This is a genomic window from Carnobacterium sp. CP1, from assembly GCF_001483965.1.
Lineage (GTDB): Bacteria > Bacillota > Bacilli > Lactobacillales > Carnobacteriaceae > Carnobacterium_A > Carnobacterium_A antarcticum.
Genome location: NZ_CP010796.1, coordinates 1,869,212 through 1,895,185, shown reverse-complemented (window position 1 = coordinate 1,895,185; position 25,974 = coordinate 1,869,212). Strand labels below are relative to the sequence as shown.

Sequence of the window (25,974 nt, the reverse complement as noted above, 5' to 3'; positions counted from 1 at the left end):
CTATAGCATATTTTCGATAAAGCGTTTTCTGTTTGTTTTACTGTTCCATTTAATAGTGCAAAAAAGACTACAGGGTCAGGCTCAGTTTAAATACCGAAATAACCGCAAACAATTTCGCCAACCGATTTAGCTGCGACAATTAAGCAATCCTCATCAATCGTAAATTTAGGATGGTGGTTGAAATAAGCTTCTTCAATGCCTTTTGGTTCGCAGCCAATATAGAAGAAACTACCAGGGATCTTTTCAAGATAGTAAGCAAAGTCTTCAGAACCTGATAACAATTCACTTTCAGAAATGCGCGTTAAGTAGTCCCCTTTGCCTTTTTCCAAGTAGCTGATCGCTTGTTCAGTAACTGCTGGATCATTGCAAAGCGGAGGATAGTCAGCTGTATACGTTAATTCAGAAGTTACTCCGAACAGTGTTTCAATTCCTTTAACGATTTTTTTTATTTCCCGCTCAAGCATCTCTTGAGTTTCATCTGTCATATACCGAACATCGCCTTCAAGTTCCACGCTGTCTTTAATCACGTTAAATGTTCCTTTTCCATCAAATGAGCCAATCGTTACAACTCCTATATCAAAAGGGTTTAAGCGACGGCTGATCACTGTCTGAACCGCTGTTACAAAGTGTGAAGCAGCAACAATGGCATCATTAGCCTTATGCGGCGATGAACCATGACCGCCCACACCTTGAATCTTTAATTTGAAATACGTTCTGCCGGCCATCGCAAATCCGCTGCGGTATGAAATTTCACCAGCAGGTTTGTTTGGAAAAATATGGATGCCAAAAATTGTGCCAACGTCATCCAAAATTCCTGTTGCTAAAATGCTTTTTGCACCGCCTGGAGGCTTTTCTTCAGCATGTTGATGAATGATTTTGATCGTTCCTGGAATCTCGTCCTGCAATTGGATCAAGCAGTCCGCTAAAACCAATAGATAAGCAGTATGAGCATCATGGCCGCAAGCATGCATCACTCCTTGATTTTCCGATTTAAAAGGAACATCGGCTTCTTCAGTAATCGGCAAAGCATCAAAATCTCCTCGTAAAGCGATTGTCTTCCCTGGTTTTCCACCTTTGATAGTCACTACAACCGCATGGCCATTTCCGACTTCCGTTTGAACAAGGGCTTTTTTTCCTTCATACCATTTAGCTATATAAGCCGCTGTTTCGCTTTCTTGAAACGACAGTTCTGGATGAGCATGCAAATACCGTCTGATCTCAATCATTTCATCTTGGCGTTCTTCTAATAAAGCCATTAACTTTTCTCTCAAACGAAACGTCCTCTCTTCTTTTTGATTTTCTAAATTATACCGCATATATCGATATTACTGAAATAATAAAAAAGCACGCCAACAGACTGTCACAGTCAATTGACGCACTTCTTCATAAAGAGAAATATTCTTTTAAAATTGATTTATTCTATAGTTTAGCTTGCCATTTATTGGCCCAAACATTTTCATTTAGAGTTCCTTTAAATTCGGATTTCCCTTCAAGTTTATCAATCAATTGTTTGATATTTTCATCGTTATCATGGTATGTATTGATATATGTTTTTACCATTGTTGCATCATGCAGATGAGTTGTGAAATTCAATGAAGCAAAGACTGTTGGCACTTCGTATACGAACCAAGGAACTTCGTTAGACATTGCTGTTTTCCATTGAATGCGGTAGTTATTTTGAGCACCGTAACCAATGACACCAGCAATTTCTAGAGCTAAGTCGACCTCATTACGATAGTCCAATGTTTTGCCTTTAACACGTGTCGAACCATCGTTTAACGTTACTTTATAGCCGCGGCTTTCTAGTTCTTCCGTGATCGCTTGAGCAACATCAGATCCGGCTTCGTAAATTCCGCCTTTTTCGCTGATTTGCATCAAACTAAGAGTATCATAATTTGAAAGGGTTTCAAGTATTGTAAGAGCTCGATCAATAGTCTGAACTCTAACTGGTGAATTTGCCTTTAGGTCCAATGTTGGTTCGCGAATCGACATAAGTTCCAACCCCAGCATCTGTAACTGCATCGACGAATTTCGTAACTAGAAAAATCATTCCGCCCCAATAAGGAGAAATTCCTAAAACATCTGTATAAAATTTTAGTAAATACATTTATGCCATTTGGAACATTAACCCCTTTCCCAAATCACCTGTACCATAAGCTATCTTTTCTTTTAAACCTGATTTTGCATTTACAGTCGATGTATTTACAGTCGGTTTTTCTTTAATTCTTCCATTCTGTGTTATTCCCCCTCTTGTATATATGTAAACCATAAAAAGCACTACATCTATTCAATACTTTTCTTCTATAAAAGCGATTTCATTTTTGGCTATAACGTTTTCATCATTTTCCGACGTCCTTGATTGACTAACATTGAGAAGCATTTATAAAATGTAACTTGCTTATTCAGAGTATAAAAATCCGCATCTTTTGCTAGATAGCCTTTTCATAAATCGCTTTCAATTGCAATTTAAAACAAACCTGATTCGCCTCTTCTTTTGCTTATAGTTAAATTTGGCAGAAATCAGATTGAAAAAGATTAAACTTTTTAAAACCGCCGAAGCCTCACTTAGTGAAACTTTATTTTGCAATACGAGTTTTGTTATAACGAGCCTCTGAATCCTTGTCAACCACTCTTTCGTTAATAAATTGTCTTGTAATGGTTGGCGAAGACAGAGTGGTTCGCAGCTTATTTTAAAAAAAAGCGAGCTGATTGAGTTGTAATCCCTTTCATTGTTTTAAAAAGAAAAGCTTATAAAACAACTTATTTTTGTACCATTGTTTGCGAGCGCTTTATCTATTTACTAAAGACATAACTATTTTCTCTTCGTAAATCGGCCGTCTTAAAATGATTTGTAAACAATTCAGGTTTTTTATTACTTGTGCTTTTAGCTTTTTCCCCCTATAATTGATTTGCTTAGTACAGTTAGTTTCATATCGTGAAATCTAATTTTAAAATAAAAGGATGTTAAAAACTATGGTTGCAAATTTACCAGTTAGAGTTCAGACTATTGATCGAGCCCTTATAATACTTGAAACCCTTTCAAATTATGATACTCTTAGTTTGATGCAAATCAGCGAAAAAGTTGGTCTCCATAAAGCGACAACTCATCGTTTAGTCAACTCATTACTTGAAAACGGTTATATTGAGAAAGAACCTACTACAAAACATTATCGTATTTCTTTAAAACTATTTCAAATTGGAAATCGACGCGTCCAAAACATTGATTTTCTAAATGTTGCAAAAAGCATGATTCGTCAGTTATCTTTAGAATTAAATCAAACGGTTCATTTAGTCGTTGAAGACAATCAAGAAGTTTTGTATATTGATAAACATGATCCAAGCGATAACGAAAATCGAATGCGTTCAAAAATCGGCCAAAAAGCACCTATGTACGTCACTGCTGTTGGTAAAGCTATTTTAGCAACTAAAACGAATGCACAAATCAAAGAATATTGGGATAATACAGATATTATCGAGTTAACGACCCATACTTTTACTGACTTTGACAGCTTTTTAGCCGAAATCGAAACCATCCGCCAACAAGGTTACGCTTTGGATAATGAAGAAAACGAGTATGGCATTGTTTGTGTGGGAGCTTCTTTTGCGAGCTATAAAGATGCTGCTGCTGGTGCAATTAGTGTATCCATTCCTAGTACAGATATTGAGATGAAACCACTTTATATCAAAAAAATCATTGAAACGACTCACAAAATTTCAAATTTGTTAGGACACTTTTAAAATCAACATACAGTTCAGATATAGAATAGTGACTCTACGCTAGTAGGTGTTAGTGAATAAAAATCACTAACACCTATTTTTGTGCAAAAAAATGAAAACAAGGCTTTCAATTCTGACAATAACCGATAAAAAACCTTCGAAAGGATATCCTTTCGAAGGTTAACATAGAACTCTATTCTTTTTGGAGACTGGCATAAAAATATCAGGACTCCGTTTATTCTCCCCAGTTGCTCGGGCTCCAGAGTTTCCCGTCCAGTTCGCCTTCCATTTGGCGAATACGTTTAAATTGTTCTTTGATCAGCTGACTTGTCGCTTTCAACAGCGCTTTTTGCTTATAGTCCTGGCTGTCAGCAAACAATGAATCAAGTTCTAACACTGCCCATTCTTCTTTATCCATTGCTATTCTCCTATTCCATTTCTTCTAAAGATAATTTTAAATCATCAATGGTGTCACGGTTTTCTTCAATGATTTCGATTATATGCGCTAATTTATCCGCGTCTGCCGAACCCGATGCAGCCAAATTTGTTTTTCCTAATTGTTCCAAAAACCAGTTTTCACGGCTGGCTAAGCTCGTTTCATTTTCGTGAGAAAGATAAAGTTGATACTCAATCAGTACATTCATTTTTTGCTCTTCTGTCATATAAGCAAATTGATAAATCGTAAAGGGTCTCAGGTAAGACATTCCAGTTTTTCGAGCCATTGCTTGGAAAGGTTTTGTCAATTCATTTATACTGAATCCTTCTTTTCCGCCAGCTTGGTATTCTCTTTCAGGTATACCGACTGACAGGACCAAACCAAATTCTTTTCCTTGCAAGATCTGCCCTGTTTTTCCATATGCAAAATTTTCTGTCAATACCTCATCTTGCCATTGTTTAAGCAAAGCCGGCGAACTATACCAGTAGAATGGAAATTGGAATATGATTCGATCATGGGCAGCAATTAAAGCCTGTTCTTTTGCGACATTAATTTTAAAGTCGGGATACAGTTGCTCCAAATGATGAAGCGTAACATCAGAATCCTCTGGCACAGAGCTGAGCAGGTACTGCTGGCTGCTTGATTCTTTGATATCAGGATGAGAAAGAATGACTAATGTTTTCATTTTTTATCTATCGCCTCTTTTCGTTTTTTTATTTTTCTTATTATACCTTGGGTTGCTTCCTCTTTAATAGTAACACTTTTTAATAAGAATCCAACTGTTTGGCCTAATGCTTCTTTAGCTTTATTTTTAGATAAGAAAGAACATCCATTACTATGAGCTGCCTCATTAATAATGGATGCTTTTGATTATTGTTCTTTAAAATAATCCAACATATCTTCTTTTATAACAGAAATCATCGGCAGTTTTTGGATGGGAACTAATTCAATGCCTAATTCATTCAACACACTTTCCAAATAACTAGCAATTTGAAAATAGTGATTGGCATCGACGACGATTTTTGGCGGTTTGCCATTCTCTGATAATATCAATTGAATCAAAAGCCGTTGGACTCCTTCAATATCTTCCGGCTTGATAAGTTCGCTGCAAATCACTTGACTGCTTTCGCTGTCGACAACGATTAAAACACTTGGAAAATAAGGCCGCTCATTGGTATCTGGGTGTATTGCCGCACCTACAAAATCGATATCCAGCTCCCAGACAGAAGGGACAAATTTTTGTGTATCAACACGCTTCATTTCAAAATTCGTTACTAAAATAGAGGATTCTTCTTTAGCTAGGTTCAGTCCTTCAGTGATCACCTCGGGCAAGACCAGCAAGCCATCTTCATAGCTTCCATCTTTTTTATACGTTCGAAGAAAAATTTCTACAGCGCTTCTTTCTTCTGCACAAACGACAAGCTTCTTACGAAAATCAAGAGCTGTCGGCAATAGTTTTTCCATTAAGTCGATCATTAAAGGCGTATCTTCTTCTCTCATAGGATAAGGACAGTAACCAGGGCAATAATCGATGAAGACCGGCCATGCCATTTTCCCTCTGAATGTAACGTTGCTTGATTTGATTCGTTGATAATCCGTTTTGCTTAAATTGGTGCGATCATCGTATTCAAGCGAAAGGCATTTTTTTGTTTGAAGGATTTCCATTAAAGAGCGAAATTCTCTGAATTGAGAACGTTTCACCGTTTCAAAAAAGTAAGATAACTCTTCTAAATTTCGATAAAATAAAAAACCGTAATTTTGATCGATTTTGCCCAGCACGGAAACAAATACTGGCTCACTTCGATTGGCCAATTGAATGGCAATTAAATCTTTATCCCAATAATCTTCCCAAAAATTGGCTTCATATAACTGTTTAGCTAATGAAAACAAACGCTCTTCTTGCTGCTCCATTCGTTCCCAACTTTCTTCAACGTTTTAGTTTATTCCTTTTGATGTTTGTTCCAGTTACTTTCACGTTTTCCCTTATCTCACTTTATAGTGCTAGTATACCAAAATAAACCTATCAGAATAGGTTTATTTTTCTTTTTCGATTCACCTTATTTTTATCGCTTTGATATAAATAATTTATGAACTTTTCCGCTCTTTTTTCTGGACATTTAACACCATCCCAATACAAATCGATAAGACGATCATGCTGGAGCCGCCATAACTCATAAACGGCAAGGTCACACCACTGATGGGAAGCCACCCTACTACTCCTCCAATATTGATAGCACTTTGTATCAGCAACAAGCTCGCAACTCCAATACAAATAAGCGAACTAAACGTATCTGTACTTTTAATTCCAACGTAATAAATCCTAGTGATCAAAAAGAACAATAGACTTAAAATAAAGACAACTCCTAGCAGCCCTAATTCTTCGCCAATCACAGATAGTATAAAATCAGTATGCGGTTCTGGTAAATAGCCTGTTTTTTGCACGCTCTTTCCTAATCCCACACCCGTTAAACCCCCACGGGATAAAGCGTAGTAAGAATTTATCAATTGCAGACCTGCTCCTTCTGCTAGTTCAAAAGGCGACCAAAAAGCGGCAAATCGTTCCAATCGGTAATCAGACATTCCGGGCACTTTATCTCCAAATAAATATATTGCACGGGTATATACAGCGATCAATGCAATAAATGCACCGCTGCTCATGATTCCTATACGAAAAGGCATACCGCTTGAAAACACTTGAATGGTGATGACCAAACCAATGATCGCAATACTGCCAGCATCGGGTTGTAATAATATCAGCAAAGAAGCCAGAAATAAAACCACAAAAGGCGGCCATATCCCTTGTATCCAGTTTTTTTCTATGAAATATTGTTTTCGGGAAAGTATGTAGGCTGTATACCATAATAAAATCAATTTCGTTAATTCAACAGGTTGGATATTAAAGGATCCTACTCTTATCCAGCGACTAGCTCCATTTACTTTTTCAGAAAAAAGTACGGTCACTAAAAGAAAAAACATCAATCCGAGTAAAAAGGCTAGCAGTTTCTTATTTTTCAAAAAGCTGATTTTTAAATTAAACGTTACGATCAAGCCAATCAAACCGATAAAGATATACACCAACTGGTTTCTAAAGTAAGCAGCATTCCATCCTGTATAAACAAGCGAAATATCGCTGCTGGAACTATAAACCATCAAAGCTCCTATAAAAAGCAATAAAAAATAAGGAACAACAATATAATAATCCAATCTTTTTATTTTTTATTCACCTGCTTTCTTAAACCATACAGAATAGCACTTTATCCCATATTCTCTATGACTGTATCATAGTTGTTCTTAAAATGTAAAACACAAAATAACGCTTTCAGTTTTTTGGTTTTTTATTCCATTAAAACAGCCAAAAATTTTTATCAGTTGCTTGATTACTTATATTTGTCGTTAACTATGAAAACGTTTATACTAAAAGTGTAGCAGCTTTTTGAAATAAATTATAGGAGGGTTTTATTAATGAAGAAAATTATTAACGATCCCGCAGATATTTTAGATGAAATGCTCGAGGGGCTCGCGTTTGCTTATGAAGATTTAGTTGAACGTCTGCCTGAAACGACGGTTATACACCGTAAAGTAGATCACAACGATAAGGTTGCATTGGTCAGCGGTGGAGGCAGCGGCCATGAACCTGCCCATGCAGGTTTTGTTGGAAAAGGAATGCTTTCTGCTGCCGTTTGTGGCGAGGTTTTCACTTCTCCTACACCCGATCAAATTTTTGAAGCCATCAAAGCCAGCGATGAAGGCCATGGCGTCTTTTTGATTATTAAAAACTATTCTGGAGACGTTATGAACTTTGATATGGCAAAAGATCTAGCTGAAATGGAAGATATTCCTGTTGAATTTGTCATCGTTGACGATGATGTCGCTGTAGAAGACAGCACATATACTGCTGGAAAACGAGGAATAGCTGGTACCGTATTGGTTCATAAAATTTTAGGCGGCGCTGCTGAGCAAGGATTGACGTTGGCTGAAGTCAAAGAACTGGCCGATAAACTGATTCCAAACATCAAATCGATCGGTGTGGCTTTAAAAGCTGCCACTGTTCCAGAAGTAGGCAAACCAGGGTTTGAATTAGCTGATGACGAAATTGAGTTTGGGGTAGGCATCCATGGCGAACCTGGTTACCGAAGAGAAAAAATAAAACCTTCAAAAGAATTAGCAAAAGAATTGATTGAGCGTCTGAAAGAAGAATTTCAATGGAAAAATGGCGATCAGTATGCCGTTTTGGTAAACGGTATGGGCGGCACACCTTTAATGGAACAATTTGTTTTTATGAACGATGTAAGGAACTTATTGGCTGAAGAAGGATTACACATTGATTTTAGAAAAGTCGGAGATTATATGACTTCAATCGATATGCAAGGATTGTCGCTGACTTTAGTTAAACTTGAAGACTCACGTTGGTTAGACTATTTAAACGCTCCAGTAACAACGATTAGTTGGTAGAGAAAGGATGGAAAAATAAATGGTAAATCTTGAAAATATGAAAAAATGGATGACTCTTTTTACTGAACAACTGCTCGAAAACAAAGCTTATTTAAGCGAATTGGACACTGCGATCGGAGATGGCGACCATGGCAATAATTTAGCTCGTGGAGCAACTGCTTTGAAAGAAGCTCTCACAGTCAAAGAACCGGACAACGTAACCGATCTCTTGAAGTTGACCGGTATGACCCTTGTCAGCAAAGTTGGCGGAGCTTCGGGTCCTTTATACGGTTCAGCATTCATCAGCATGGCTAAAGCGAGTCAAGAGAGTGAGGATCTGGCTGTGTTATTAGAAGCTGGATTGGAAGGCGTTCAAAAACGCGGCAAAGCTATGGCAGGCGAAAAAACGATGGTGGATGAATGGATTCCTGTGATTGAAGCAGTCAAAAATAAAAATCTAACCACTGAACTGATTGAAAAAAGTGTAGAAAAAACCATCGACATGAAAGCGACAAAAGGACGGGCATCTTATTTAGGAGATCGTTCTATTGGTCACATCGATCCAGGCGCTATGTCCAGCAGTTACCTTTTCAAAACCATGATGGAAGCAGGTGTCTATGATGAGTAAAGAGTATGGTGTTTTATTGGTCTCACACGTTGAAGGTTTGGCAGATGGCGTAGCCACTTTAGTGAATGAAGTTGCTAAAGAAGTTTCGATCAAAAGTGCCGGTGGAACTTCTGAAGGCGAAGTGGGAACCAGCTTTGAAAAAATTGAAGCTGCTTTACAGTCATTCGAAGAAGAAACCATTTTAGCTTTTTATGATCTCGGCAGTGCTAAAATGAATTTAGAATTAGCGATTGAAACATCTGACAAAACAGTCACGCTTTATGATGCGGCTTTTGTTGAAGGAGCGTATACGGCTTCTGCATTGTTACAAGCAGAAGCGCCTCTTGACGCTATCGAAGAGCAATTGAAAGCCTTAGTTGTAAAATAAGAAAAAACCAAGAGAATCATTGACCACAAAACAGCGCCTCTCCTTAACAATCAAGGAGAGGCGCTGTTTTGTGGTCTTTAATAAAAGCTTATAGCTGTGTGATCGGAATTAAAAGATATAAGAGCGCTGCGATAACTCCGCCAATAATTGGGCCGACTACAGGAACCCATGAATAGCCCCAATCTGAATCGCCTTTATTTTTGATTGGCAACAGTTGGTGAGCAATTCTCGGTCCTAAGTCCCGTGCTGGGTTAATGGCATAACCCGTTGATCCGCCTAGTGATAAACCAATGGAAACAATCAATAAACCAACAACGATTGGATTCAATCCATCGGTAAAGTCGCCACGAGTAAAAACAAGTAATGAGAATACCAATACAGCGGTTCCCAGTACTTCACTGAAAACATTCCAAACGGTGTTCCGAATAGCAGGAGCTGTAGAAAAAACTCCTAGAATTGTAGCAGGATCTTTTGTTTCTTCCCAATGAGGGTAGTAATTCAACCAAACTAAAGCAGCTCCAACGATCCCTCCTGCGATTTGGGCGACGCTATATGGAAGAACTAGTGACCAGCTAAATTCGCCTGCAACAGCCATTGCAATTGATACAGCCGGGTTTAGATGTGCCAGACTCAAGAAACTAGAGGCATAAACCCCTAATGTAACAGCAGCTCCCCATCCTAGTGCAATAGTTACCCAACCTGCTCCTTCACTTTTAGACTTTCGCAAAGAGTTGGCAGCTACAACGCCATCTCCCATCAACACCAAAACTAATGTCCCAATAAACTCACCGAGCATCTGTAACCAAACTGATGTATCCATATTGTTCTAACCCCTTTTCTTATTTTTGCTGAAAACGGCATAGTAGTCCTCCCTCTTTTTAAGCTGCTCCTTAAAAGTTATGAGGTTTGATTTATTTTTTTTCTAATGGTTTATGTTTAAACACTCTTGTTGCTGCCACGGCTTCTTGCCAGCCTTCATAAAGATTTTCACGAAGATCTTCTTCCATTTCAGGTTCAAAGATTCCGCCGCTTTCCCAATAGTTTTTAATTTCTTCTTGGTTTTTCCAAAATCCTGTTGCTAGTCCTGACAAGTAGGCTGCCCCTAAAGCTGTTGTTTCATTAACTTTTGAACGCTCGATAGTTGTGCCTAAAATGTCAGATTAGAATTGAAGCAAGAAGTCATTTTTAGCGGCTCCGCCATCCACGCGCATCGTATTGGTTTGGATGCCTGAATCTTTATTCATTGTTTCGATGACATCTCTTGTTTGGTAAGCTAACGATTCTACGGTCGCTCTAATGAAATGCTCTTTTGTCGTCCCGCGTGTGATCCCGAAAAAGGCACCACGAGCGTCTTGATCCCAATAAGGAGCTCCTAAACCAACAAAAGCCGGCACCATATAAACGTTTTCAGAAGAATCTACGCGCGTTGCATAATCTTCTGATTGCGGCGATTCTCTAAACAACCGCATGCCGTCGCGCAGCCATTGAATAGCTGAACTAGCTACAAAGATACTGCCTTCTAAAGCATACGTGATCTCGCCATTGATTCCATAACCAATCGTTGTCAATAAACCATTTTTTGATTTGATGGGTTCTTTACCAGTGTTCATGATGATAAAGGCACCTGTCCCATAAGTGTTCTTAACCATTCCTTTTTCAAAACAAGTTTGGCCAAATAAAGCAGCTTGCTGGTCTCCTGCGATCCCAGCGATAGGAACTTCAGCGCCATAAAAATGATAGGCCACAGTATGCCCATAAACTTCCGAAGAAGATTTAACTTCATGCAGCATTTCTTTTGGAATGTCTAGTAATTCTAAAATGTCATTATCCCACTCCAAATCATAAATATTGAATAACATCGTCCGACTGGCATTGGTATAGTCCGTTACATGTGCTGCGCCGCCCGTAAGTTTCCAAATCAACCAAGTATCGATCGTTCCAATAACAATTCGCCATCTTTTGCTCGCTCTCTTGAGCCTTCAACACGATCTAAAATCCATTTCACTTTTGTTACAGAAAAATAAGAATCAATAATCAGACCGGTTTTGTCTTGGACCATTTCTTTGTGTCCGTCAGCAATCAATTGATCGGCAATTCCAGATGTTTGTTTAGATTGCCAAACGACTGCATGATAAATCGGCTGCCCGGCTTTTTTATCCCAGATAACGGTCGTTTCACGTTGGTTAGTGATTCCTAAACTGTCTATTTCTTGTGGTTTTAACCCAGATTCAATCAGTACGCCAGCAATAACTGAAAGTGTTGAGATCCAAATATCGTTAGCATCGTGTTCTACCCGGCCAGGTTGAGGGAAATGTTGCGGAAGTTCTTTTTGAAATGTCCAAAGCGGTTGTCCCTTTTTATCAAAAATGATGGCCCGTGTACTCGTCGTTCCTTGATCAATTGACATAATATATTTTTTTCCATTCCTATACCTCCTGACTTTTAATAGCGCTTACATTTTTCACGCATCTTTACTTTAGGGGTAATTTCACAGAATGTAAAGCGATAAGCTCAGCCCGCACCACACTTTCTGATTCTTTATAACACGGGTTTTTCACATACGATGGTTTGAATTTCCGACTACTTTTCAATAAAAAAAATCGGTTTTGTTGCACTGACTAAAAAATCTCCTTTTCTTAATGAATGATTCATTAAGAAAAGAAGATTTTTTTAAGGTTTAGTTATCCGCTGAGATCCAAGCCCATTTGTAACTGTCTGGACCAAAAACCCGTTTGTACATATCTTGCACATAAGGCTGCAGCAGATAAGATTCAGCAGATTGGTATAAAGGCGCCAAGGCCGCATCTTCGCCAAGTGCGACTTTTTCAATCTCAACGAGCGTGTTCCAACGCGCTTCATCGTTATCGTAAGTTGCTTTAGATTTTTCTACCAATGCGTCAACTTCAGGATTAGAATAATTCATTCGGTTGATGTCGGTATGGAATCGTTCAACATAATTGATGGGATCCGCAAAATCCGCAACCCATGAATTAACAGCCATATCGTAACTTCCTTTACGGACCGTATCCAGTTTCATCGAGAACGGCATGCTTCTTAACTTAACTGTCATCCCTGGCAAGTTCGTCTGCAATTCATTTTGCAGATATTCGGCTAACCGTTTTGAGCTTTCTGTATCAGAAGTGATCAATTCTAATTCGATCCCGTCAACTCCTAATTCAGACAAGCCTTTTTTCCAAGCTGTTTCTGCTTTTTCAAGATCGTAAGGCAACAGATTGCCAGCATCTTCACGGTAATCAGCATCTGTTTTAGGATTGGCTGCTAGACCAGCAGGTACAAAACCATCGATGGATTCTGAACCATCTTGCAGCACGCTGTCCACATAGGCTTCTTTATCAATTGCTGAAGCAATGGCCATACGAATATTGGGATTGTTTAATTCCGTCGTTTCCCCACTGTTAACGTTATTCATTTCAATGTAAAACGAAACAGCTTGCAAGGTCGAAACAATAGCAGGATCGTCTTTGTATTGTTCGACAAAAGAACCGCTCAATACAGCAATGTCTACATCGCCATTTTCATACAAATTTAATTCCGTTGAAACTTCTTTGATGACACTTACGGTGATTTTATCGAGTAAAACTGCTTCTTTATCCCAGTAATCGGGATTCTTTTCATAAGACCATTCTACACTGCTCGCTTGTACCCAATCCGTCAAAACAAATGGACCATTGTAAACCAAATTTTCGCTGCTCATGCCATAATCCGAACCTTGTGATTCAGCATACGCTCTATTTTGAGGGAAAAAGAAAGGCAATGTCAGCAATTGATCAAAATAAGAAGTAGGTTGAGCTAAGGTGATTTTTAATTCTTTCTCACTAACGGCTTCAATACCTAATTCGGCTGGTTCCATTTCGCTGTTGATGATTTCCGTCGCGTTTTGAATCAACCCATCGTACATATAAGCGTAACCACTAGCGGTCTCAGGATTTACTATTTTTTGCCAAGCATAAACAAAATCATCCGCTGTCACAGCCTCATTGTTTGACCAGACAGCGTCTTCGCGAATGTTAAAAGTATATGTTTTGCCATCTTCACTAATGGACGGTTTACTATCTGCTACTCCTAAAATAGGTTTGCCATCTGGGCCCAATTCATACAGTCCTTCAAAAATATTGTTCATGACAGTAAAACTTGTCAAATCTGTCGCAATAGCCGTATCAAGTGAAGGTATTTCTGAAGCTGCAGTTAAATGCAGTTCTTGTTTTTCAGCAAGATTTTTCTTGTCACTGGTTGACGATGAAGCTGAATCATTCACAACAGCCTCTTTCGTATTCCCGCATGCACTTAAAACTAGTCCAACTCCTATTACACCAATAAGTCCTTTTAACCTTTTCTTCATCTTAATTCACCCTTTCCTTATCCTGTTTGCTGATTTTTAGTTCATTCAAAAGTGACGTCTGACGGTACACAATTCTTTTGCATAATTCGTTCCAGAAATAGTCGTAATGATTACTTTTGATCCAGGTGTTTGCGAATGGATCATTTGATCGTCGCCGATGTAAATTCCTACGTGGTGAACGGCGCCTTTTCCCTCCTCGTAAGCAAAAAATAACAAGTCGCCTAGCTGTGCAGTTGAATAGTGCACTTCCGTACCCTCCAAAGCTTGTTCGTGTGCATCGCGGCTCAGTTCTCTACCGAAAACACGATACAAGCTATAAACAAAACCAGAACAATCAAACCCCGCAGCACTCGTTCCTGCCCAGACATAACGTAGGTGCAAAAATTCTTTTGCCAAAGAAATGATTTGTTCAGCGCTATCCTGACTAGATTGGCCGAGGAATTGAACGGCTTCTTTAGCAATCCAGCCTGGACCATCAGGAGTGAGAACATAAATGTTTTTTTCGTCTGCCTCAGTGACTGAAAAAACCGTTCCTACTGAGATTTCTTGCTTTTCATATGCCATATCAAAAAAATTCAGCTGAGCTGTTGATTTTTTAATGGCGGCTTTATCTAGTTCCGCTGACCAGTCTTCAGGAATAGGACTTAGATCTTTTGTGAACACCCATCCTGGATAACCAGCCTGATCTTTGGAACTTTTTTGATCGGGCACCACGATTTTAGTGTAGGCTCCACTCGTTTCTTTTGTATCGACTATTTCACCATAAAGCAATTCTGAATCTACTAGCCGATCTGTATATAAAGATAGGACTTCTTCATCTGTTAGTTGATAGAATTTGGCTTTTCGTTCTTGATGCATCAGCTTTTCTTTTACGGCATGCGGTTTATGATCGGACCACAAAAAAGCCGAACTCTTATTTATCATTTTTTTCACTTTTATCCGCCTTTCCTTGTTTCCTTTTTCTCACGTCACGTTGAATGAATAGACTTTGACTGAGCGTCAGCCGCTTTTAAGGCTTCAAAAGCAAGCTTGCCAATTTCTTGCATCCATTCGTATGCTTTCGCTTCTTCTTGCCCTTCTTTCGTCAAAGCTGCGATAAACAACTCTTGATCATGGTAACGAAACAATGCAACATCATGGCGAATGCCATTGTCTTCACCGGTTTTATTCAGCATTTCTAAAACAGGAATTTCTCGTTCATCTAAAGCGCCTGGTAAACCGGTACGAAATTGCTGCTTCACTAAAGGCTTTTCGATTCTATCCTTCCATAGTGGGGCTGCCTGGCCCAAGGCGATGATGTCTTGCAAGACTTGAACTGCGCCTCTTGCTGATACTTCGTTGATTAAACCAGAAGCATAATCCATCAAGTACCGTCTGAGTTTAATTTCATCTCCCCATTCTTTGGTTTTTATCCAACTTTGAAGCGTTTTCAAATCAGCGTAACGAATTAATTGATTCGTGGCTTCATTGTCTGAAACAGCGATCATCAACTGCAATAATTCTTCTACTGTCCAACTCTCTTTCGTCGTCAGTAAATGAAGGACCCCCGAACCGGTTACGCGCCCTTCAGCTGGCAGCGTTAGCGTTTCAGACAAATCCAGTTTTCCTTCAATCGCTTTTTCGTAATAGTATAAATAAATCGGTAGTTTTATGATGCTCGCTGCCCAAATCAATTCTGCTTCCTGATCTGCTGCTAACACCTGCTTTCCATCCGTTATGTATAACGCAGAATGCATATAGGGTGCAAATGTTTCTTTCAAATTTTTTGTTTCTTTCATCCAATCCATGTCTGCTCTCCTTTGCTTAAACCTTTTTTAGTTCATCACCGCCGTTCATAAAATCTCCACATTAAACTAACAGCGTTTTATTACTTTTATCTAATTATAATGAATATTTTTTCATTTCACAACTCAAATAAAACGTTTCCATCTAAGACGTTGTCTAATCGGGTGTATTGAATGCCTCTAATCGCATTGTATATGAAGTATAATTAAGATACTGTTGCCAGGAAGCATCACCAAGTATATTGCAAGAAAGGTTCAGGAAACGGAAAATAAGAACAGTTATACAAGTAATTTGAATCTATTAAAGTAGGAGAGTTGAATAATTTTATGGAAGATAAAAAAGAACTAAGCTCTGCAAAACTGATGTGGAAAATGACGCGTCCACATACCCTAACAGCGACTTTTTCTCCAGTCATTTTAGGAACCGTAATAGCCATGTCCGAATCAAAAATCAATGGGCTTTTATTTATTGCTATGATGGCTGCCTGTTTAGCGCTACAAATCGCAACAAACTTATTTAACGAATACTATGATTTTAAACGAGGGCTGGATACCGCTGACTCTACTGGAATTGGCGGTGACATCGTACGGCATAGTTTACAACCGAAAAACGCATTAACAACAGCATTTTTATTGTACGTTCTAGCTGCTTTTATTGGTGTATACATTTGTATGAACAGCAGTTGGTGGTTGGCAGCAATTGGTTTACTGGGGATGGCCATCGGTTATTTATATACTGGCGGGCCATTCCCAATTGCGTATACTCCTTTTGGAGAATTATTCTCTGGATTATCAATGGGAATAGGTTTCGTATTGATTGCTTTTTTTATTCAGACACAGACCATCACTCTTCAAAGCCTCTTGATTTCTATTCCAATCGGGATTCTAGTTGGTGCCATCAACCTGTCCAATAACATCCGCGATATCGAAGAAGATAGTAAAGGTGGACGGAAAACATTAGCGATTCTTCTTGGAGATCAGAAAGGAATCATTGTGTTATCTATTGCATTCGCTGTTTCATATGTATGGATCGTATTTCTAGTTGCGTCGGGATATATCAGTCCTTGGGCATTTATTGTTTTCTTAACGGTGAAAAAACCGTTCGAAGCCATTCAAGGATTTCTTAGAGGGTATACTGAACCGCAATATATGCGCATAGCAATGAAATCAACTGCTCTGACCACTACCTTCTTTGGGTTCTTGTTAACTGCTGGGTTACTCATTAGTTATTTATTTTAAAGGACATAGCATTTCTGAACGGCTTTGTCAGATAAAATCAGTTCCTATTTCCTTGATGCTGCTGTTTTGTCTATTTTCTAAGAAAATATCAAGGTGCCGGCAACTACACCTTTCTATCTTATCTGCATTTGGCTATAATGAAATCTGTATTGCTGCTAAGTTGAATAAACTGAAAATTTTAAAGAAAAGGAATGAAATAATGTTAATTGCTATAAAAAAAGAAGAATGGTTGGGAAATGTCAAAAATGATCTCCTAGCCGGAATGGTTACTTCTATTGCTTTAATACCCGAAGTTATTGGTTTTGCCATTATTGCTGGGGTTAACCCTATGACTGCTTTATTTGCATCTGTTACAACGGCACTGGTGACTTCTTTCACTGGCGGGCGCCCAGCGATGGTTTCTGCTGCTGCTGGCTCTATGGCTCTGGTAATGGTGAGTCTGATCAAGAATCATGGGATACAGTATATGATTGCAGCCACTATTTTAACTGGGATCATTCAATTGATTCTAGGTTACTTAGGCATTCAAAAATTGATGCGCTTTGTTCCAAAACCCGTTATGCTCGGTTTTGTTAACTCGTTAGCTTTGCTGATTTTTACTGCTCAAATCCAACAATTGGTTGGCGGAAATCAATGGACTTACCTAATGGCCGGAGTCACTATTGCTTTAATGTATTTAATTCCCAAAATCACAAAAGCAATCCCTCCTGCACTGATTGTCATTGTTTTGATGACCGTGTGCTCAATCGTATTTCCTATGGGCATTCAAACAGTAGGGGATATGGGCGATATGAATGGCCTTTTGCCACGCCTATCGTTTCCCAACATTCCGTTAAATTTTGAAACTTTAAGAATTATTTTCCCGACAGCATTAGCTCTTTCGATCGTTGGTCTAGTAGAATCTTTATTGACCGCTCCATTGATCAACGAGATGACCGATACAACAAGCGATAACCAGCGCGAAGTCAAAGCACAAGGATTAGCGAATATCGTGACTGGTTTCTTAGGCGGTCCTGCTGGTTGTGCCATGATTGGACAAGCTGTTATCAACGTTAAATCAGGTGGACGAAAACGTTTGTCGACTTTTGCGGCCGGCTCTTTTCTTTTGTTTTTAATCGTCGTTTTAAAAGGACTGATGATTCAAATCCCTACAGCAGCCTTAATTGGAATTATGATCACTGTCGCTATTGCCACATTTGATTGGAAAAGTTTCCAGTATCTCAAAACGATGCACATCACCGAAGGAGCTATTATGCTGATTACTGTAGGAATCGTTGTCTACACACATAATCTAGCCATCGGAATTATCGCAGGAGTTGTCTTAAGTGCTATAGTCTTTATGACGAAAATCTCTTTAGTCTATGTTGTAAAAGAAAATAATCGTTTTAAGATTCATGGGCAATTATTTTTTGCTTCTACTCATGACTTTACACAAGCTTTCGCAGAACCTATTCAAGAAGATTTGATTATTTTGGACTTTACGCATTCGCATATCTGGGATGATTCCAGTGTAGAAGCGATCATCAAAGTAATCCAAAAACTTAAAGCACAAAATAAACAGGTTGAAATAGAAGGCTTGAATGCTCAAAGCCAAGAATTAGTCGAAAAATTAAAAGGATACTTTTTAGACTAATTCCATGATTGACACAAAATCCCCTACAAAAACAGTTGTTTTTGTAGGGGATTTTTGAATTGGCGATAAACCAATAAAATTAAATTTCTTGGTTTTCGATCATCTCAATAAATTTCGTGGCAGCTGAAGATAAAGGGACGCTTTTTAACGAACAGGCTCCTATGTTTCTCTGAGGTATTTCTTCAACCAAAGGAACTTCGTAGACTAATCCTTTGGTTAAATATTCTTGCGAAAATTCTTTTGTCACACAAGCGATCCCTAAATTTATTTTAGCGAATTCCAATAATAAATCATGTGAACCTAATTCAAATTCCGGTGAGATTTTTATCCCTTTGGTCAATAAATAATCTTCGACATACTTTCTAGAGATTGATTTCGGCTCAAGTAAGATAGACGGGAATGCTGCTACTTCAGTAAGAGTTAACGGTTTTGTTAAGCGGCTTTTGTATTTCTCTCCGCAAACAAAAATATCTTGGATTTCCAGGCAAGGTCGTAATTCTAATGCAGGGTCATTTAACGGAAAATTACAAATAATGATATCGACTTCGCCTGATTTTAATAGTGCGCTAAGTTCTAATGTTGTGCCATTAAAAATCTTAAATTTTATCTGAGGGTAGCTATTATGAAACGCCTCTAAATAAGGCAGCAGAAAATATCTTGAAATCGTATCGCCTACTCCTATTCTCAGTTCTCCGGCCATTAAATTTTTGGATTCCACCATTTTCTCTTCTCCGATACGAAGCAAATTCAACGCTGAGTTAGCATATTCAAATAAAAGCAGCCCGTCATGAGTCAAAGTGACTCCTTTAGGTGTACGATTAAAGAGGCGTATCTCTAGTTCTTTTTCTAACTGCCTGATGGCTTGGCTTACCGCCGGCTGTGTCATGTACATATCTTTTGCTGCTTGAGAAAAGCTCTCGCTTTTGCCGACCGTACAAAATACTTTATATAAATCTAATTTGCTTACCACATAATCACTCCTTATACCTACCATTCAATAGATTAATTTTACTTATACCACTAAAATGGGGTATATTACAAGTAGATAGAATCATTGTTTAAATAAACTTTAAGAGTTATAAGGAGCGGTTTATATTGGAACGTGTAGTTGGAACAGTTACTAGAGGGCTTCGTTGTCCTATTGTTAATGAAGGAGATCGGATTGAAGAGATCGTAATGGAAAGCGTATTGGCTGCTTCAGAATCTGAAGGCTTTCAAATTCTTGATAAAGATATTGTAGCGATCACAGAATCGATCGTTGCCCGGGCTCAAGGAAATTATGCAACCACAGATCAAATTGCTCAAGATATCCAAACAAAATTTGGCCAAGAGACGATCGGCGTCATCTTTCCTATCTTAAGCCGTAACCGTTTTGGAAACTGTTTGCGCGGTATTGCTAAAGGAGCTAAAAAAATAGTTTTGATGCTTAGCTATCCAGCAGACGAAGTTGGGAATCATTTAGTTGATCTTGATATGCTTGATGAAAAAGGCGTCAATCCTTGGACTGACGTTTTAACAGAAGAAGAATTCCGCAATCATTTCGGATATAAAAAACATGCATTTACAGGTATTGATTATATTGAATTCTATAAATCATTAATAGAAGAAGCCGGAGCCGAATGCGAAATAATCTTCTCTAATAACCCAAGAACGATTCTTGACTATACAAAAAATGTTTTGACTTGTGATATCCACACAAGAAACAGAACTAAAAAAATATTAAAAGCAAATGGCGGAGAAAAAATCTACAGCCTTGATAATGTCTTAGCTGAATCAATCGATGGCAGTGGATATAATGAAGAATTTGGCCTTTTAGGTTCAAATACAGCAACGGAAGACAGCATAAAACTGTTTCCGCGCAATTGCCAACCTGTCGTAGATCAAATCCAACATATGCTTAAAGAAAAAACTGGTAAAAATGTAGAAGTCATGGTTTATGGAGATGGAGCATTCAAAGATCCAGTCGGAATGATTTGGGAACTGGCTGATCCAGTTGTATCTCCCGCATACACATCAGGACTTGAAGGAACTCCTAGCGAAGTAAAATTAAAATACCTTGCTGACAACAATTTTGCTGATTTAAGAGGCGAAGAATTGAAACAAGCCATTTCTAGCTTCATTGACAATAAAGATGTCGATCTTGTTGGTTCTAATGAAACGCTAGGAACAACCCCACGTCAATTAACGGATTTAATTGGATCATTAGCTGATTTAACTTCAGGCAGCGGAGATAAAGGCACTCCTATTGTCTTTATCCAAGGCTATTTTGACAACTATACAAACTAAAAACAGCTTTCTTTAACGAAAGGCAGTCAATTGAGAAATCACTCAATTGACTGCCTTTTTTAGTCTATAGTTCTATTTAATTGGAAAACGCAACACTGTTTTCAATTTATCTGGCGCCACTTTTCGAGCATCGGAAAGATAGATTTCCTTGTGAACGTGTCCAATACGTTCCAGACCCTGTTCGTCACAATAGTCTGACATTCGTTGGAAACTTCGAGGTTCATCATCGTAACTTCCTACATGCAGAATTTGTAAGTTGCGACCTTCCTCGAGGGATCGTAAGAAGACACGGTCACGCATTTCTTTCGGCACTTTCTTCGCAACGGTTTCTTCGACTTTTTCTACTAACATTTCGGTTATAAATTCTGGTTGTCGAATCATAATACAATAAAGAAGCTGATCTTTGTCAAGAGGGGCGCCCTTAACAACCGGTACTTTGGAATCCCAAAAAGCTTCTAAAGGAAAAACAGTGTAATCATAATAACCAGCTGTTTCAATCCCTTTTCGTGGGGACATTTTTAAAGCATAAGAATAAGCGTAAAGCGCCTCAATGGTTTGAGAAAAACCACTGCCGTTAGGGTTTCCTTCCCCTTCAATCATCAAATACTGTATTTTAGGAAGTGTCACGATCGTCGGTTGTTCTTTGGGCAAGTAAATATTCTTGTCCTTTTTCCGCCATTCGTATTTCATGGAAAAAACCTCCTTTTTATCAAACTACTCTGTGTTCTCTGCTTTAAAACCACGAAAAAAAGCTGTCTAAAATTTCTTAGACAGCTTTTTTCGCATGTCTTTTTTGTACAGTGTTGGTATTACATTTCAGCTAACACGTTTTCAAGTTTTCCAACTAATGCTATCTGACCAGATTCAGCTCCTTCTAAGGCGCCTGGTCTTTCACTAATTCCGGTCTGATCAAGGTGCAAGTGAGTCGTTTCAACACCTGTTGCTGTCAGTGACCATGTAACCGTATGTACTTCAGAACCTGTGCCCCATGTATAAGATAATGTATTCGGAGCGTCCACCACAAGGACTTTGCCTGTTACAATTCCATCCCACCATTCATTTGGTTCCGCTTGAAATTGAAAGGTATGCCCTACACTTGGTTTAAAATCATTTTTCCATATCCATTTTTCTAACATAGTTGAATCGGTTAGTGCGCTCCAGACAGTATCGATTGAACTTTTCAACTGAAAATCTAATGAAAATTCTGCCATTATTTTCCCCTCCAATAATCTTTTTTACATTTTACTATTTATTCCAAAACTTCTCCTAATAAACAATATGCATTCAAGTGTTTTTTCTGTCTCTAGTATCTCATATTATTTAATTACTGTCTTTGATGGTGACCACACTTTAGCTGATTTAACTTCTGAGAATAACCGTGCAGATTTAAAAAAGGAGTTCAAAGACTCCTATCTCATATATAAAGTCTACATGATGTTCTTATGTCCCTTAACAACAGAGATTTAACATACTTAAGGTACTTAAATGGGGTTTGCGTACCTTATCGATAGCGTTTTAACATCCTTACGGTACTCAAAAAAGATAAAAGAAATTTTAAAACAAACGAACAATAAAAACCTCTAAAACACCTTTATAACAGGCATTTTAGAGGTTTTCACTGTCATATATGAGACTTTATTAGATGGTTGCCTTTGTTGCTGACTACACTATGCTATTTTAACTTCTGGAAGCAAAGATAATAGCGACCCTATCGTCTTATTCTTCAGCTGCTTCGTACAAAATAACATTTTCAATGTAATTGACAAACCGTCTTAAACCTTTCGATTGTTCATTGTTGATTTCTCCTGATTTGTACATGCGGCTTATTTCAAAGCGTTCTGTACCCATCACTTTAATGCATAAGCCTTCTCTTAGTTCTTCTCTTTTCTCATTGTATTGAGCTCGAGTATTTACCAGTCGATTCAGCATGCGTTTATAATCCAATACAACAATATGAATCATATCCGTTTCAGGGTGTTCTTTTGCATAGCGCTCTAACTTTTCATGAGCCGCTTCAAAAGCTTTTAACTGAACATCTCTTCCCAATTGCAACTGTGCTTTGTTCGTTTCATCATTTAGAGGATAATGTCCTTTATATCGTAACCAGCCTCTGAAGGCTTTTCCCAGAATATACTTTGCGTCTGTACGAACATTGTTAGATAGCACTTCTTCTCGGTGATCAAGTGAATTTTCAACTACTTCAAACGTTTCTTGGTCAATTTGGCCTTTTTCTCTGATGTTTTGAATGTATTTTCGTTCTTCTTTTAGGCCCATTAATCTGATTTCAGTAATTTTACGTTGATATTCTTTCGTTTCGGCTACATTTTTTTCAGTCTCGATTTTCCCAAGTAACCTTCTATACTCCGCTATCAATTCATAAGCTACTAGCTCATTTTCTTCATCTACTTCTTGTCTGATCTGTTTGATTGCTTCTACAATAATTTTACGTTTCGCTTCAGTCAAATCGCTTTTAGGAACAAATTCTCCTGCAGTACTCAAAAGCGGTAAGAATATTGTTGCCACAACTAATGTAAACAGGATCACGCCTGCTGCTAAAAACAACATCAATGAACGCTCGGGAAACAGGGCGCCGCTCTGTACAACATAAGGAATTGAAAGAACACCGGCCATTATGACCGTCCCGCGAACACCTGTTAAGCTGATCAATAAACAGGTTCTAAAATCTAATTTCTCACTACCTTTTATCTTCCCAAAGTAATATTGATAATGGAAGAAAATATAGGTCCAAACAAAACGAATAACTAAAATAGCTAAACCAATGGCTACTACGTATTCAATCGCTAAACCATTTCCGATCCTAGGATTGGAAACTGTTTCGATTACGGAAGAAGGGATATTTAATCCTAATAATAAGAAGACGATCCCATTTAGAACAAATAAAATCATCGACCAGATGTTTTCTGTTAGAAGCCGTTCCTCGGCCGCCAGAATTTCTGTTCGCTCTTCGACGATCGAATGTACTATCCCCGCTACCACTACTGCGATAACACCCGAGGCATGCAGACCTTCTTCTGTAATGATGTAAATAATAAACGGAGTCAGGATTTGCAATAACGAATGGAAAGAAGCATCACTGATCCCTTTTTTCCGCAGACTATGTTTGATCCATGTAATTATTAAACCAATCACCAGTCCAAAAAAAGCTCCTGCTATAAAGATATATGAAAAGTCGAAGATCGCTTCTTTTAATGAAAAATAACCGGTTATAACCGCAGCAATCGCGTAATTAAAGGCTACTAAGCCTGAAGCATCATTGATCAGCGATTCTCCTCTAACCAACGTCAGTACTTTTTCCGGCAAGTGGATTCGTTTTGTGATGCCGTTTACCGCTACTGGATCGGTCGGCGACAAAATAGCGGCCAAAGCAAAAGCAGCTGCAAGCGGAATACTGGGGATGATCCAATGAATAAATATTCTGCCGCCAATCGTCGTCAATAAGACCAATACTATGGCATTACCGAAAATAGGCGCGCGCATCTTCCATAATTCTTCACGAGGAAAATGCCTTCCATCATTATATAAAAGCGGTGCAACAAATAATAATAGAAACCATTCCGTCTCTAATTCAAACGAAATATCCTTAAATGAACTAGCAATAAGGATTCCTAAAGCTATTTGAATCAATGCTGTCGGTATAAAAGGGATATAGTGACTAATAACATTTGAAATCAACAAACAAACTAACAGTAATAAAACTGTCATTAATAAACTCTTATTTTCCCTCCCAAATTCTCAATTTGGTTTCGTACTTTAGCATTGGCTGCCAAGCTTTCAACCTTTAACTCATGAATAGATTTTCCAGAAACACTTTACATATTTGCTACATTTTCCAAATGAAATCAAACGGATTAAAAATAAGGTAAGACCTAGACAGATGACGGAATACTCTTTAATAGCTGTTACATTATTTTTGAAACGTTTGAAGACAACCGTTGATCTCCGTTCATTATCCTCTTTTACTGAGAAAAACAATCAGTATGGCTGGTTTAAAGAACAATGATAAAATAATTTTACTGGAAAAAGGCCAAATCACCTAACACTTTTTAATAGGTTTTTCTGATTTTAATAAATGTTCGCTTTTCTTTGTAACTGATTTCATACAAGTATGGTGTGGCCTTTTAATATATGCTATAGTAAATAAAAAGTATAGAACGCACGGACTGTATAGAAATACTTGCAGGAGCTTGTGCATTAGGAGAAGTTTTATGAAAAAAATTGTTTTTTCAACTGAAAGTGGAGCAGATCTTCCAATAGATTTGATCCAGCAACACGCTATTCAAGTTGTCCCTATGCACGTCGTTATGGATGGAAAAGACTATCTGGATGATGGATCGACACCTGTAACAGACATTTACGATTTTTATGAACGGACAAAAACGATTCCCACGACAACTTCTACAAATCCCAATGAATACCATGAATTCTTTACAAAGATAAAAAAAGCATACCCAGACTGCATTATTGTTCATATTGGCTACACATCAAAAGCTTCTTCATCCTTCCAAAATGCACGTATCGTATCCGAAGACTTTGAAGATCTTTACCTTATTGATGCTTTAAATGTTTCTGGCGGGTTAACGGCTATTGTGATGTATGCAGTAGATTTGTTAGAAAAACAACCTAATATAGAACTTGATCAATTGCTGACTCACATTAGAGCAAGTGTCTTTAAAGCGCGTCTAGCGTTTGTACCAGGCAGCTTAGAGTTTCTAAGAGCTGGCGGGCGAGTATCAAATATGGCTTACCTTGGAGCCTCTTTATTAAAATTAAAACCACTTATTGAGTTGATTGACGGTAAACTGATGTCCACAAAAAAATACCGGGGAAAAATGAGCCGTGTGGCAGAAGAATTGCTGCACGACTACTTGAACCGTTACGACATCGATAAAGAACAACTTTACTTCCTTTACTCGCTTGGACTTGAAAAAAGCATTCAGCATCGTATGAGTGAGCTCGCAGCTGAGAAAGGTTTTAAAAATATCAAATGGATCCAGACTGGATCGGTGATCTCTACTCATGGCGGTCCAGGGGCTTTCGGAGTTGCTGGTTTAGAAAAATAATAGGGCTCTTTA

General features: G+C 38.3%; 23 protein-coding genes and 3 pseudogenes. 9 read left to right on the top strand and 17 right to left on the bottom strand.

Annotated elements, in window-relative coordinates; genetic code table 11:
• Positions 1-86: 86 nt before the first annotated feature.
• From NY10_RS08910 to NY10_RS12810, 4 genes and pseudogenes are all read right to left on the bottom strand, one after another.
• Entirely contained in the window at positions 87-1,256 is a 1,170-nt protein-coding gene (locus NY10_RS08910; protein WP_231726726.1) for an amidohydrolase, read from the bottom strand.
• Positions 1,257-1,419: 163 nt separating this feature from the next.
• A pseudogene (locus NY10_RS08905) lies at positions 1,420-1,863 on the bottom strand (glycosyl hydrolase); the annotation flags it as partial.
• A 79-nt stretch (positions 1,864-1,942) separates the two neighbouring features.
• Positions 1,943-2,107 carry an MFS transporter gene (locus NY10_RS12815; RefSeq protein ID WP_231726725.1) on the bottom strand — a complete coding sequence of 55 codons (165 nt, stop codon included), beginning with the start codon at positions 2,105-2,107 and terminating at the stop codon, positions 1,943-1,945.
• The gene (locus NY10_RS12810) at positions 2,108-2,269 is read right to left on the bottom strand and encodes a hypothetical protein (RefSeq protein ID WP_231726724.1); all 162 of its coding nucleotides are present in this window, start codon (positions 2,267-2,269) and stop codon (positions 2,108-2,110) included. It lies immediately after the preceding gene.
• A gap of 704 nt (positions 2,270-2,973) precedes the next feature.
• Between NY10_RS12810 and NY10_RS08900 the strand changes: the two genes are divergently transcribed.
• A complete protein-coding gene (locus NY10_RS08900) occupies positions 2,974-3,738 on the top strand; it encodes an IclR family transcriptional regulator (protein WP_058919637.1) in 765 nt (254 codons plus the stop codon).
• A 214-nt stretch (positions 3,739-3,952) separates the two neighbouring features.
• Here NY10_RS08900 and NY10_RS08895 read toward each other — a convergent pair whose 3' ends face one another.
• The 4 genes from NY10_RS08895 to NY10_RS08880 form a co-directional block, all read right to left on the bottom strand.
• Complete coding sequence (locus NY10_RS08895) at positions 3,953-4,135, bottom strand: hypothetical protein (protein WP_058919636.1); 183 nt, start codon at positions 4,133-4,135, stop codon at positions 3,953-3,955.
• 10 nt (positions 4,136-4,145) lie between these two features.
• Positions 4,146-4,838: an NAD(P)H-dependent oxidoreductase gene (locus NY10_RS08890; RefSeq protein ID WP_058919635.1), complete on the bottom strand. Its 693-nt coding sequence runs from the start codon at positions 4,836-4,838 to the stop codon at positions 4,146-4,148.
• 185 nt (positions 4,839-5,023) lie between these two features.
• Positions 5,024-6,064 carry a DUF7309 domain-containing protein gene (locus NY10_RS08885; RefSeq protein ID WP_058919634.1) on the bottom strand — a complete coding sequence of 347 codons (1,041 nt, stop codon included), beginning with the start codon at positions 6,062-6,064 and terminating at the stop codon, positions 5,024-5,026.
• A gap of 174 nt (positions 6,065-6,238) precedes the next feature.
• The gene (locus NY10_RS08880; RefSeq protein ID WP_231726723.1) at positions 6,239-7,357 is read right to left on the bottom strand and encodes an FtsW/RodA/SpoVE family cell cycle protein; all 1,119 of its coding nucleotides are present in this window, start codon (positions 7,355-7,357) and stop codon (positions 6,239-6,241) included.
• Between the two features lie 258 nt (positions 7,358-7,615).
• On the opposite strand from NY10_RS08880, the gene dhaK reads away from it, so the two are divergent.
• The 3 genes from dhaK to dhaM are packed head-to-tail and all read left to right on the top strand — an operon-like array spanning position 7,616 to position 9,579.
• Positions 7,616-8,605: a dihydroxyacetone kinase subunit DhaK gene (gene dhaK, locus NY10_RS08875; RefSeq protein WP_058919632.1), complete on the top strand. Its 990-nt coding sequence runs from the start codon at positions 7,616-7,618 to the stop codon at positions 8,603-8,605.
• 19 nt (positions 8,606-8,624) lie between these two features.
• Complete coding sequence (gene dhaL / locus NY10_RS08870; RefSeq protein WP_058919631.1) at positions 8,625-9,212, top strand: dihydroxyacetone kinase subunit DhaL; 588 nt, start codon at positions 8,625-8,627, stop codon at positions 9,210-9,212.
• The gene (dhaM, locus tag NY10_RS08865) at positions 9,205-9,579 is read left to right on the top strand and encodes a dihydroxyacetone kinase phosphoryl donor subunit DhaM (protein WP_058919630.1); all 375 of its coding nucleotides are present in this window, start codon (positions 9,205-9,207) and stop codon (positions 9,577-9,579) included. Before dhaL ends, dhaM begins: the two co-directional genes overlap by 8 nt.
• A gap of 88 nt (positions 9,580-9,667) precedes the next feature.
• Here dhaM and NY10_RS08860 read toward each other — a convergent pair whose 3' ends face one another.
• From NY10_RS08860 to NY10_RS08835, 5 genes and pseudogenes are all read right to left on the bottom strand, one after another.
• Positions 9,668-10,399, bottom strand: a complete 732-nt coding sequence (locus NY10_RS08860; protein ID WP_058919629.1) for an MIP/aquaporin family protein — start codon at positions 10,397-10,399, stop codon at positions 9,668-9,670.
• Positions 10,400-10,490: 91 nt separating this feature from the next.
• Positions 10,491-11,986 (bottom strand): annotated as a pseudogene (glpK, locus tag NY10_RS12455) (glycerol kinase GlpK).
• A gap of 270 nt (positions 11,987-12,256) precedes the next feature.
• Positions 12,257-13,939, bottom strand: coding sequence for a peptide ABC transporter substrate-binding protein (locus NY10_RS08845; protein WP_058919627.1), 1,683 nt, complete (start codon positions 13,937-13,939; stop codon positions 12,257-12,259).
• A 45-nt stretch (positions 13,940-13,984) separates the two neighbouring features.
• Positions 13,985-14,863: a C40 family peptidase gene (locus tag NY10_RS08840; RefSeq protein WP_082664278.1), complete on the bottom strand. Its 879-nt coding sequence runs from the start codon at positions 14,861-14,863 to the stop codon at positions 13,985-13,987.
• A gap of 44 nt (positions 14,864-14,907) precedes the next feature.
• Positions 14,908-15,726: a serine hydrolase gene (locus NY10_RS08835; protein WP_058919625.1), complete on the bottom strand. Its 819-nt coding sequence runs from the start codon at positions 15,724-15,726 to the stop codon at positions 14,908-14,910.
• A 324-nt stretch (positions 15,727-16,050) separates the two neighbouring features.
• Between NY10_RS08835 and NY10_RS08830 the strand changes: the two genes are divergently transcribed.
• From NY10_RS08830 to NY10_RS12980, 3 genes and pseudogenes are all read left to right on the top strand, one after another.
• Entirely contained in the window at positions 16,051-16,962 is a 912-nt protein-coding gene (locus NY10_RS08830; RefSeq protein WP_058919624.1) for a 1,4-dihydroxy-2-naphthoate polyprenyltransferase, read from the top strand.
• 199 nt (positions 16,963-17,161) lie between these two features.
• A pseudogene (locus tag NY10_RS08825) lies at positions 17,162-18,301 on the top strand (SulP family inorganic anion transporter); the annotation flags it as partial.
• Positions 18,302-18,595 carry an STAS domain-containing protein gene (locus tag NY10_RS12980; protein WP_442857136.1) on the top strand — a complete coding sequence of 98 codons (294 nt, stop codon included), beginning with the start codon at positions 18,302-18,304 and terminating at the stop codon, positions 18,593-18,595.
• A gap of 79 nt (positions 18,596-18,674) precedes the next feature.
• Here NY10_RS12980 and NY10_RS08820 read toward each other — a convergent pair whose 3' ends face one another.
• Entirely contained in the window at positions 18,675-19,565 is an 891-nt protein-coding gene (locus tag NY10_RS08820) for a LysR family transcriptional regulator (RefSeq protein WP_058919622.1), read from the bottom strand.
• Between the two features lie 125 nt (positions 19,566-19,690).
• On the opposite strand from NY10_RS08820, the gene NY10_RS08815 reads away from it, so the two are divergent.
• Complete coding sequence (locus NY10_RS08815; RefSeq protein WP_058919621.1) at positions 19,691-20,881, top strand: coenzyme F420-0:L-glutamate ligase; 1,191 nt, start codon at positions 19,691-19,693, stop codon at positions 20,879-20,881.
• Between the two features lie 72 nt (positions 20,882-20,953).
• On the opposite strand, the gene NY10_RS08810 is transcribed toward NY10_RS08815, so the two are convergent.
• The 3 genes from NY10_RS08810 to NY10_RS08800 all read right to left on the bottom strand — a co-directional run bounded on the left by NY10_RS08810 (position 20,954) and on the right by NY10_RS08800 (position 24,604).
• Positions 20,954-21,571 carry a GyrI-like domain-containing protein gene (locus NY10_RS08810; protein ID WP_058919620.1) on the bottom strand — a complete coding sequence of 206 codons (618 nt, stop codon included), beginning with the start codon at positions 21,569-21,571 and terminating at the stop codon, positions 20,954-20,956.
• Between the two features lie 119 nt (positions 21,572-21,690).
• The gene (locus tag NY10_RS08805; RefSeq protein ID WP_058919619.1) at positions 21,691-22,092 is read right to left on the bottom strand and encodes an SRPBCC family protein; all 402 of its coding nucleotides are present in this window, start codon (positions 22,090-22,092) and stop codon (positions 21,691-21,693) included.
• A 505-nt stretch (positions 22,093-22,597) separates the two neighbouring features.
• Positions 22,598-24,604 (bottom strand): Na+/H+ antiporter, encoded by a 2,007-nt coding sequence (locus NY10_RS08800; RefSeq protein WP_058919618.1) that lies wholly within the window; start codon positions 24,602-24,604, stop codon positions 22,598-22,600.
• Positions 24,605-25,107: 503 nt separating this feature from the next.
• Here NY10_RS08800 and NY10_RS08795 point away from each other — a divergent pair.
• The gene (locus NY10_RS08795; RefSeq protein ID WP_058919617.1) at positions 25,108-25,962 is read left to right on the top strand and encodes a DegV family protein; all 855 of its coding nucleotides are present in this window, start codon (positions 25,108-25,110) and stop codon (positions 25,960-25,962) included.
• The last annotated feature ends 12 nt before the right edge of the window (positions 25,963-25,974 follow it).